Origin of the sequence: uncultured Sulfuricurvum sp. (genome assembly GCF_937936435.1) — a bacterium.
Taxonomy (GTDB): Bacteria; Campylobacterota; Campylobacteria; order Campylobacterales; family Sulfurimonadaceae; genus Sulfuricurvum.
This window is the reverse complement of record NZ_CALDDG010000089.1, coordinates 1-6,256: the sequence shown is the minus strand read 5'-3', so window position 1 is coordinate 6,256 and position 6,256 is coordinate 1. Positions and strand designations below refer to the sequence as shown.

The window sequence follows — 6,256 nt, the reverse complement described above, 5'->3', positions numbered from 1 at the left end:
GACCACCGAGATCTACACTCTTTCCCTACACGACGCTCTTCCGATCTGAAGAAGCAGTGAAGCCGATTATCAGTTAAACGATGTAGACAATTATATTTCCGGAAAACATGTGTACATCGAGTACAAATACGAGCAGTATTATCTTCGTGATGAGAGTACAAACGGTACGTTTTTAAAACATCCGTATAAAAAGCTTTCCAAAGGGATCCCGCATCAGATTAATGCCTCTGACGTCTATATTATCGGCGATCATGAACTGCAGGCCAGATTTAATGATAACGAATATACCGACGACTATATCATCGGGAGTTTTTCTAATGAACCTGAACCGTTAGAAGCGATTAAAGAGTTAATACCCGATGATGATTTTTTATATGAGGACGTACGCGACGCGCTTAACAGTGTATCCAATGATACGACAGAGATAAAAGAAGACGTATTGGAACTTTTAGACGGCACTAAGATGGCTTCGGAATTGTTGGATATGCATGCGGAAGAACCTAATGAACTTCAGGAAATAGAGCAAGAACTTTATAGCCAATATATAAACGTTCCCACAGCGGTAAGGGAGACAAAGAAAAAATCTTATTCTCCTACTCTAAACCAAAACTTGGGTGATTCAATCCGTATTTTAGAAGAAAAACTCGGATTGGAGATTATTGCACTGGAAAATAAGGAACGGAATTTATTGATGAATGAGATCGCCGATCTTTTGATCACTAGTATGGAAGGGTTGAAAAATACTCTGCATATCAATGAAAAGATTAAACAGGACTTACACATTCTCTCCCCCATTGCACAAGAAGAAAATGATCTTCTTCGGCTCGGAAATTCTGCTTTGCGGTTTCTTCAGGATGAACGGATGCAAGGGAAAGAGAGACAAGTTAATCTTCCTTCGGCCGTCTCGCGAGCATTTGCCGGTATCGATACCCATTCGATTGCGTTGCACGGTGCCTCAAAAAATCTGCTCAATACGGCATTAACGCAAGTTTCTCCTAAAAGTTTAGAAAAAAAGTTTGATGCTTCAGGAGAACTACGTAGTTGGATGCCGCGCAGTTGTCTATTATGGAAAGCGTACAACAAAATGTTTGAACAGTTTCAAGATGACCCAAACTTTGGTATCGAACTACTCTCTCCCCATTTTAAAAATGAATATGAAAAAGTAGCTTTCTCAGTGAAGTTGGCATCGTCAGATAGCCATTATTAATTTTCAAAGGAATGACATGAACTACTACCGTAAACAACTGATTCAAATACTCTTATTGATAGGTGTTGCCTTAAGCATTAACAATTGTGCGGAAAAGACGCCGCATATGGAATTGGTCATTAAATCAGGCAAGAATCTAAATCCGAACAAAGACAATATCCCATCACCTCTAGTGCTCCATTTTTACGAGTTGAAAGATACGGAATCATTTTCGAAACTCGATTTTTGGGGATTAAGCGATGAGGCAAAACAACGATTGGAAGGTTCGTTACTTTCCCAATCGAAACACATTCTTATTCCGAACGAAGAGCAGACGTACAAAATTCTTTTTGATCAAAATACAAAGTATTTCGGGGTCGTCGGAAGTTTTAGAAATATTGAAGGGAGCACTTCATGGCGTTATGTCAAAGCGCTTGAAAAAGGATATAACAAAACACAACTCATAATTGACAATTCTTCAATTAAGGAAATGAATAATGATAAATAAAGTGGTTTGGAGAGAGGGGCTGTTTCTTCGCCCCCAACATTTTCAGCAAAACGATCGGCATTATGATTATGAAATGCGTACACGGACGCTGGAATCCGGGGCAAACCGATGGGGACTTTTTGATTTGGACATTGATACCCCTTTTCTCGAGTCGGGAAAATTAGTTTTGAACCGGGCATACGGGATTATGCCGGATGGAACGTTATTCGATATCCATGCCAAACATCAGGAATTGATTCTTGATCTAGAATCGAAAGATTCAGGAAAAATGATCTATTTGGCTTTGCCGTTATGTATGCAGTATGCCGACGATCTTACTTTTGAAGAAGATGATGTTAAAACGACGCGGATGATCGCACGGCGCGAACGTGATGTCCCCAATACCAATATCGGAGAAACAAGCAATGCCGAATTGCTTTTGGCGCAGCCGAATTTCCGTCTTTTGCGTGATGAAGAACTGAATGAAGGATATGGGACGGTTGCTATTGCCCGAATAGGTTCTATCTCCGCCAGCGGAGCGGTTTCTTTAGAGGAGACGTTTACTCCGACCTACCTGCATTTTCACCGTTGTCATTATCTCGTAGCACATATAAAGGAATTGATGAGTGTACTGAATTTCCGGATGCTTAAGTTATCTGAAAAATTAAGTGACGTGACGATTCAGGTGGCGGAATTAGGTGATTATTTGCTTTTGCAGCTTTTAAATCGATTTCATAGCCGATTTCATTTCTATCTTTCTCAGGAAAAAATTCATCCGGAAACTCTATTTCTCGAAATGTACTCATTGGCGGCCGAATTGGCGGTATTTATGAAAAAAGAGAGACGATTGGATAAAGAGTATCTTTATGATCATAAAAAACAAAAAGAGAGTTTTACTCTTTTATTCAATGAAATCAAAATAATGCTGAGTATGGTTCTGGAACAAAACAGCTTTAAACTACTGATCGAGCAACGAAAATACGGTATTTTTGTAGCTAAGATGGAAGATAAAACCTTGATTCAGACATGTTCGTTTGTTTTAGCGGTAACAGCGGATATGGCAACCGAAAAATTAAAAAAATTGCTCCTAGATAATCTCAAAATGGGGACGATAGAAACGATTCGCGATCTGGTCAACTATCATTTGGCCGGTTTTAAAATCAAACCGCTTCCGGCAGCACCGCGTCAAATTCCCTATCGTGTCAATCATATTTATTTTAAAATCGAACTTTCTGCCGAAGATAAACGCACGTTGGAAAATTCCGGTGGAATGGCCTTTTATTTAGCCGGAGAAGTAGAAGGGATCGATTATGATTTGTGGGCGATACGCAGTACAAAAGAGTAGGAAGGCAGAGTAAATGAGTGAAAATAGAACCGTATTATTGCCCTCATCGGAAGAGCAAGATACACTAACCGGATTTACTTCAAGTAGTCGAGAACCTAATGCCAAACCCAAAGTGAAATCGGTTTCGGCATCGCATTCGTATAAAACGTTTTTTCAAGAACAAGAGAGGGGCGCATTAGTAGAAGGGATGAATCCGTTTATTTCTTTGGCGAAGCCTATATTCATTCATATAGATAAACTATTGCACACCTATGATCTGGGTGATGTCGCGAGTGTCCATTTAATGCTGATTGAGCAAATTGATGCTTTTACCCAAAATGCGGCGCACGAAAATATAGAAAACTCGCAGGTATTGGTGGCCCGTTATCTTTTATGTACGTTTTTGGATGAATTGATCTGTACAACTCCATGGGGAAAAAACAGTGACTGGGCAAGAGATAGTTTGTTAGGACACTTTTACCGCGAAACATACGGAGGAGAAAAATTTTTTCAGCTTTTGAGTAAATTGCTTGCATCTCCGGCCAACAATATTTATATGCTCGAATTCATGTATGTATGTATCTCTTTGGGCTTTGAAGGTAAATATCGTATTCAGACACGCGGAAAAATGGAATTAGATGCGATACGTGAGAATTTATATAAACAAATCAAAACGGTTCATGGTCGGCAAAGTCAGACGTTTTACAGCGAACCTAAAATTTCGTCTCAACAGCATCACTATTTTTATAAAGCTCCTTATACCCAATTGGCTATAGGGGTAATTATGGTGCTGTCGATAGTCTATATCGGTTTGAGTATGTCGTTAAATTCTCAGGAAAAAAAACTGTTTCAGTCTATGGAATATGGCGCATCAAAGGATATCAATGTTAAAAATTAATAGAAGAGAACTTTTTCAAAGTACATTATTCTGGATAGTTCTAACAGCATTGATCATATCGATATCGATCATACTGTTCGGCTCTTATCTATTTGATTCGCTGGCATCTTTAGGTACACGCTTATTAGCCGGTTTTTCTGTCTTATCGGCTACATTGCTGGCAATTTTGATTTTCAAACTTTATGCAAAAGAGGATACTCAGGCAAAACTCAGAGCGACCAAAGCACAACGCGATCATGAAAATATGAATGCGGATAAAATTGCCGAAAAAGTTAAAGAACTAAAAGCCCGTTTTATAGAAGCGACTAAAATCATTAAAAACTCCAGTGTCTATAAAGGGAAGCGCGATACAAAATATGAACTGCCGTGGTATTTAATAATTGGTAGAGAAAAAGAGGGAAAAACGACGCTTTTGGAATCTTCCGGATTGGATTTCCCTTTAAATATCAATTACCAAAATCAGACCGACGTATCGACATCGTCTGAGCTCTCTTTTCAGTGGTATTTTGCCGAACATGCGATTTTCGTTGATATACCCGGAAAATATATTAAACTTGAATCGGATTCGATTGATGCGGGTGTCTGGCACGGATTTATGAGCCTTTTCAAAAAAAAGCGGTGGAAACGGCCTATTAACGGGGTGATTTTAACGATCAGTGTTGAAACCTTAATGGAAAATAGCGAATCAGAATTGGAATTGTACGCTAAAGGCTTACGTGACCGTTTTGATGAACTTTCCGAGGCATTTACTTCTACCATTCCCATTTATTTATTGGTGACAAAGACGGATAAAATTCCCGGATTCAATGAGTATTTCAGTATCCTCTCCGATAGTGAAAAAGATGAAGTTTTGGGAATGACATTTGACGATACCCAAAACATTGACGGTAAAAATGCCCAGAAAGAATTCGATTATTTGCGAAAACGTCTGGACGCTTCCGTATTAGAGCGTATGCATCATGAATGGGATAATGGCGCACGATCAAAAATCTTATTGTTCGGCGATGAATTTGCTTTATTATTTGAAAAGCTGAAAACATTTATCGATATCGGATTCGCGCAGACACGTTATCGCGCTCCATTGATGCTTCGCGGTATCTATTTTACAAGTGTTCCTCCTCATGCCACGACAGCACTTTCGAAAGAACACTCTGTTACGTCGGCGGTAATAGGGAAGGGCCTATTTATTCGCAAGGTTTTGCAGGAGATTATTTTTCCCGAAGCGTATGTTGTAAAGATGGACAGCACACACCGACTCAAAGAGAAATTAAGAGAACGGATCGGTATCGTCGCCGCCGTATTGATCCTTGTTATTTTGACTTCATTATGGGCTTGGGATTATACGAAGCATACTGAGATGATAGAAAAATTGGATAAAGAGCTGCAAACATACAAAACTATGAATGCGAATATATCGGATTCCGGAGAATTTGGGCAGCGATTAGCAGTGTTAAATAAAATCCATGCAATTAAAACAATGGATGAAGCGGAGTCGTCACGGCGTATCTGGCGATTGGCATATTACAGTGTTGAAGAACGGCAAGAAAAACTTGATAGTCTTTATCACGATGCACTTATAAAAATTTTGTTGCCGGAAGTGGCGCAAACTCTTCAGTCCCAGACCATCAACAATCTTGACAATTACGACGAGACTTGGGAAAATACCAAAGCTTACTTGATGCTTAATAATCAAGAAAAACGGGATAACCGTTTTATGGTTCAATGGATGAAAAAACTTTGGGGACGTCAATTTGCCGAAAACCGGATTTTACAAAACAATCTTTCTGAACATTGGAAACGGCTCCTTTCTTATGGATTTAAACCGTATAGTTTGGATCAGATTACGGTACAAACAGCCAGAAACAAATTAGCAGGCTATGGGCAAGAAGCGCTGCTATATAAACAATTAAAAGACAAAGTAGAAGAGATGAACTTGAAAGAGTTTCAATTCTCTTCCACAATGGGTGAAAATGGTTCTTTATTCAGCGGTACGCATTTTGTAATCCCTGGATTTTATACCAAAAAAGGATATGAAAAAGTCTTTACCCTTGACGGTAAGACACTTCTCAAAACGATTATTCGTTCTAATTGGGTTTTAGGATATTCCACCGAGTTAAAAGAGAGTGAATTGGATACGGTATATGCCAAGATCCAAAGCTATTATTTTTCCGATTACAAAAAAATCTGGATGGAAGCGCTTAATACTCTTGCGATTAAAGCTGAAATGACACCGGAACAAATCAAGATTCTCTCATCACAGGATTCACCGATAATCTCCGTTTTGAAAGCGCTTAGAACGAATACGGATATTTATTCTGTGGGCGAATTGATGGAGAAAAAAGCACAGGCGGCTATAGCATC

At 39.1% G+C, this 6,256-nt stretch carries 5 protein-coding genes and 1 pseudogene; all 6 read left to right on the top strand.

The genetic code is table 11. The features are described 5' to 3' along the window. Positions 1–61: 61 nt before the first annotated feature. A pseudogene (locus tag Q0389_RS13540) lies at positions 62–235 on the top strand (FHA domain-containing protein); the annotation flags it as partial. Between the two features lie 228 nt (positions 236–463). Further along, positions 464–1,207, top strand: coding sequence for a type VI secretion system-associated FHA domain protein (locus tag Q0389_RS13535; protein WP_366936859.1), 744 nt, complete (start codon positions 464–466; stop codon positions 1,205–1,207). Positions 1,208–1,223: 16 nt separating this feature from the next. Beyond that, positions 1,224–1,694: a type VI secretion system lipoprotein TssJ gene (tssJ, locus tag Q0389_RS09090; protein WP_298693652.1), complete on the top strand. Its 471-nt coding sequence runs from the start codon at positions 1,224–1,226 to the stop codon at positions 1,692–1,694. Beyond that, entirely contained in the window at positions 1,684–3,018 is a 1,335-nt protein-coding gene (tssK, locus tag Q0389_RS09085; protein WP_298693650.1) for a type VI secretion system baseplate subunit TssK, read from the top strand. The genes tssJ and tssK overlap by 11 nt, the downstream gene beginning before the upstream one ends. 13 nt (positions 3,019–3,031) lie before the next feature. Next, positions 3,032–3,895 (top strand): type IVB secretion system protein IcmH/DotU, encoded by an 864-nt coding sequence (gene icmH, locus Q0389_RS09080; RefSeq protein WP_298693649.1) that lies wholly within the window; start codon positions 3,032–3,034, stop codon positions 3,893–3,895. Then, a partial coding sequence (gene tssM / locus Q0389_RS09075; protein ID WP_298693648.1) for a type VI secretion system membrane subunit TssM occupies positions 3,882–6,256 on the top strand: 2,375 nt, incomplete at its 3' end. The genes icmH and tssM, both read left to right, overlap by 14 nt.

Coding starts and splice junctions, on each gene's coding strand:
- Q0389_RS13535 (WP_366936859.1), top strand. CDS start 464: ATGGCTTCGGAATTGTTGGATATGCATGCGGAAGAACCTAATGAACTT.
- tssJ (WP_298693652.1), top strand. CDS start 1,224: ATGAACTACTACCGTAAACAACTGATTCAAATACTCTTATTGATAGGT.
- tssK (WP_298693650.1), top strand. CDS start 1,684: ATGATAAATAAAGTGGTTTGGAGAGAGGGGCTGTTTCTTCGCCCCCAA.
- icmH (WP_298693649.1), top strand. CDS start 3,032: ATGAGTGAAAATAGAACCGTATTATTGCCCTCATCGGAAGAGCAAGAT.